Source organism: Actinomadura darangshiensis, from assembly GCF_004349235.1.
Taxonomy (GTDB): Bacteria; Actinomycetota; Actinomycetes; order Streptosporangiales; family Streptosporangiaceae; genus Spirillospora; species Spirillospora darangshiensis.
In genome coordinates, this window is sequence record NZ_SMKY01000483.1 from 1 (window position 1) to 4,173 (window position 4,173).

2 protein-coding genes and 1 pseudogene are annotated in these 4,173 nt (G+C 71.0%); 2 read left to right on the top strand and 1 reads right to left on the bottom strand.

Annotated features, from left to right (window positions below; translation table 11 throughout):
- A pseudogene (locus E1293_RS45080) lies at nucleotides 1–374 on the bottom strand (hypothetical protein); the annotation flags it as partial.
- Between the two features lie 155 nt (nucleotides 375–529).
- Between E1293_RS45080 and E1293_RS45085 the strand changes: the two are divergent.
- On the top strand, nucleotides 530–3,547 hold the full coding sequence (locus E1293_RS45085) for a DEAD/DEAH box helicase (protein WP_132206001.1): 3,018 nt from the start codon (nucleotides 530–532) through the stop codon (nucleotides 3,545–3,547).
- On the top strand, nucleotides 3,547–4,173 hold a 627-nt coding region (locus tag E1293_RS45090), incomplete at its 3' end, for an SWIM zinc finger family protein (RefSeq protein WP_132206003.1). The genes E1293_RS45085 and E1293_RS45090, both read left to right, overlap by 1 nt.

Genomic DNA, 4,173 nt, shown 5'->3' on the forward strand with positions numbered 1-4,173 from the left:
GAGTAGACGCCGCCAGCGTCGCAGTGCCAGATGTCCACGGCGGCGCGCTTGACGGGACGGCATCCCGCGGAGGTGTCCACGACCGCGACCCGCAGCATCATCGGGATGCCCGGACGGTCCTCGGTGACATCGCGGCGGACCATCTCGTAGTCGAGGTAGTACGGGCCCTCGGTCGTCTCCGGGGACAGCACGCACGCCGGTTTCGTCCCGTTCGCCACGTCCGCCACCGGGATGCCGGTCTTGCCGTCCGCACCGTCGGCCAGCGCGACGCCGCCGGCGACCGCGCCGACCGCGCCGAGCCCCGCGCCGCCCATCGCGGTGAGCGCCGCGCGGCGGCTCACGCCGCGCCGTTCCTGGTTTCCGCCGTCTGCCATCGGGAGCCTCCTCATCGAGTGAGATGACGGGAGCCTCCAGGCGGCGGGTGAAAGCGGTATTTGACCCTTATGAGAATTGTCTGAGTGGCGGCTGTCAGATTGCGCGACCGCTGTGCCGGGCGGAACGTCGGAGGCTGCTGGTAGCTTCGTGGACCATGCTCGTCGCCCACGCCACCTGGCATGGCGGTGCGCTCTGCCTGTGGGCCGAACGCACCGGTCCGCACGAGTCGTCACCCGGCGTCCACCCCTTCGCGACCTGCGACTTCGCCGGGACCTCCTACGAGCCGCTCGTCCGTACCGCGTTCCGTGTCGAGCTGACGATGTCGCTGCCCACCCTCGGCGGCCACCCGCTGCCGTCCGCCGAACTCGGCCCCGAACCCGTGCGGGACGAGCCGGAGCTGCGTCCGTGGCGGGTGCCGGCGCTCGTCCTCGAAGCGTTCCCCGCGATGGCGCTGCTCCAGGCCGCCGAGCACAGCGCCGACGTGGTCCCGGGCACCGACCTGCGCTTCCTGTGCATGCTCGCGGACGAGGCCGTCAGCCTCACCGAGCGCGGCCACGTCCTGCCCGCCCTGCTGCGCGAGGAGGGCGACCTCGTCGCCCGCTGGCGCCCGGTGATCGACGACCCGGCACGGTTCCGCGCCCTGGCCCGCGCCATGCCCGCCGCATGCCGCGCCGCCGACGGTGGGCGTCCCGCCGCCGAGGTGCTGCGGGAGGCGCTGTCCGGCCTGGTCGACACGGCCGTGCGGGGCGTGGTGCCGCATCCGCTGCTGGTGTCGCGGCGCAAGGAGCCCGACCGGCTGCCGCTCGCCGAACGCTGGGTGCTGGCGCTGACCGGCCCGTCCGCCGCGGTCGCCCGCGAGCCGCGCGACGACCCCGGCGACCTGATCGCCGAGCTGGACGCCTGGGCCGCCGCCGCGCGCCGCCCGTCCGGCCCCCTCCGCGTCTGCTTCCGCCTCGCCGAACCGGGCGCCGAGGAGTTCGGCGAGGCCGACGAGCTCCAGGACGCCGACGAGCCCCGCGACGACGATTCCTGGCGTGTCGAGTTCGCCCTCCAGGGCACCGACGACCCGAGCCTCTACGTCCCCGCCGCGATGGTGTGGGAAGGCGAGGCCACCTCGATCGCCGACGCCGAGGAGACCCTCCTCGGCGGCCTGGGCCGCGCCCTGCGCCTGTTCCCCGACATGGCGCCGGCCCTCGACGGCCCGGCGCCCTCCGAACTGCTCCTCGACACGGCGGGCGCGTTCCGCTTCCTCCGCCAGGCCGCACCGATGCTCGCCGCCGCCGGGTTCGGCGTCCTGCTCCCCCAGTGGGCGGGCAAGGCGAAGCTCGGCATGAAGCTGACGACCGGCAACGAGGACCCGGAGGCATCGTCCGGCGCGGCGGCGCCCTCGGGCTTCGACCTGAAGGCCATGGTCGACTTCCGCTGGGACCTGGCCATCGGCGACGAGAGCATCGACGAGGCCGAACTGGAGGAGCTGGCCCGCCTGAAGACGCCGCTCGTCCGCCTGCGCGGCCAGTGGGTCGAACTGGACGAGCGGCAACTCGAAGCCGCCCTCGACTTCCTCCGCCACCCGCGCCGGGGCCGGATGACCGCCGCCGAGGCGATCCGCGCCATCATCCACGCGGGCGACGACACCCTCCCACTCACCGACGTGGACGCGGGCGGCCCGCTCGGCGACCTGCTCTCAGGCGAAGCCGACCGCCGCCTCACCCCCATGAGCACGCCGGACGAGCTGGACGCGGTGCTCCGCCCCTACCAGGAACGCGGCCTGGCCTGGCTGACCTTCATGAACGATCTGGGGCTGGGTGCACTACTTGCCGACGACATGGGCCTAGGTAAGACCATTTCGGTTTTGTCGCTTTTGATTCACGAGCGGGAGAACGGTGCCCGCCCTGACCCGACACTCGCGATCCTGCCGATGTCGCTGGTGGGGAACTGGCAGCGGGAGGCGGCCCGGTTCACGCCGAAGCTGCGCGTGTACGTCCACCACGGGACGGGACGGCACCGCGGCGAAGACCTCGTCGAGGCCGTATCAGGCGCCGACCTGGTCCTGACCACCTACGGGACGGCGACACGGGACGCGGAGATGCTCGCGCCGATCGAGTGGGAGCGGGTGATCTGCGACGAGGCGCAGGCGCTCAAGAACAGCGGGACGCGGCAGGCTCGCGCGGTGCGGAGCATCCCGGCGCGCAGCCGGATCGCGCTCACCGGCACCCCGGTCGAGAACCACCTGACCGAACTGTGGTCGATCATGGAGTTCGCGAACCCGGGCCTGCTCGGGCCGCGCAGCGCGTTCCGGCAGCGGTTCGCCATCCCGATCGAGCGCGAGGGCGACGAACAAGCCGCGCTCGGCCTGAAGCGGGCGACACAGCCGTTCATCCTGCGCCGCCTGAAGACCGACAAGTCGATCATCTCCGACCTGCCGGAGAAGCAGGAGATCAAGGTCTACTGCAACCTCACCACCGAGCAGGCGTCGCTCTACCAGGCGACCGTGGACGACATGCTCCAGCAGATCGCCGAGGCCGAGGAGAGCAAGCGGCGCGGGCTCGTCCTGGCGACGATGGCCAAGCTCAAGCAGGTCTGCAACCACCCGGCACACCTGCTCAAGGACGGCTCACGCCTCCCGGGCCGCTCCGGCAAGCTCGAACGCCTGGAGGAGATCTGCACCGAGGTCCTGGAGCAGGGCGAGAAGGTCTTGGTCTTCACCCAGTACGCCGAGTTCGGCTCGATGCTCCAGCCCTATCTGGCCGCACGCCTCGAACGGCCGGTCCTTTGGCTGCACGGCGGGACGTCCAAGCAGGCACGCGACGACCTCGTCCAGCAATTCCAGAACGACACCGAGCCCTCCGTTTTCCTGCTCTCACTCAAGGCCGCCGGAACGGGCCTGACCCTGACCGCCGCCAACCACGTCGTGCACGTCGACCGCTGGTGGAACCCCGCCGTCGAAGACCAGGCCACCGACCGCGCGTTCCGCATCGGCCAGACGAAGAACGTGCAGGTCCGCAAGTTCATCTGCGTCGGCACCATGGAAGAGCGCGTCGACGAGATGATCGAACGCAAGAAGGCCCTCGCCGAGTCGATCGTCGGCACCGGCGAAGAATGGCTGACCGAACTGTCCGTCGCCGAACTCCGCGACGTCCTGCGCCTGTCCCCCGAGGCGGTGAGCGACTGATGGACGAGGGCGTCGAAGGCATCAGGGCCCGCAACAAGCGCGGCTCGATCGGCACGCAATGGTGGTCCCGCCGCTTCATCGACCTGGTCGAGTCGTTCGCCGACAAGGGCCGCCTCCAGCGCGGGCGCACCTACGCCCGCAAGGGCAACGTGTTCGACCTGAAGGTCCAGCCCTACGAGGTGACCGCGAAAGTCCACGGCTCAGCGCCAGACCCCTACGAGGTGGCGCTCAGCATCGACGCGATCGACGCTGACGACTGGCGCGCCGTGGAGAAGGAACTGGCGTCCCGCGCGGTGTTCCGCGCACGCCTCCTCGCCGGTGAGATGCCCCCGGAGATCGAGTGGGTCTTCGCCGAGCTGGGCCTCGCCCTCTTTCCCGCCACGGCCTCCGACCTGCACCTGATGTGCGACTGCCCCGACTGGGGCGACCCGTGCAAACACGCGGCGGCCGTCCTCTACCTCCTGGCGGAGGCATTCGACGACGACCCGTTCCTCATCCTCCAGTGGAACGGACGGGGCAGAGACCAACTCCTGTCCGCCCTGCGCCGCGCCACCGAAACCGAACCCGATCCCTTCGACATAGAAGACGAACCACTGACGGCCACCGGCTTCTGGACACCCCCCTCC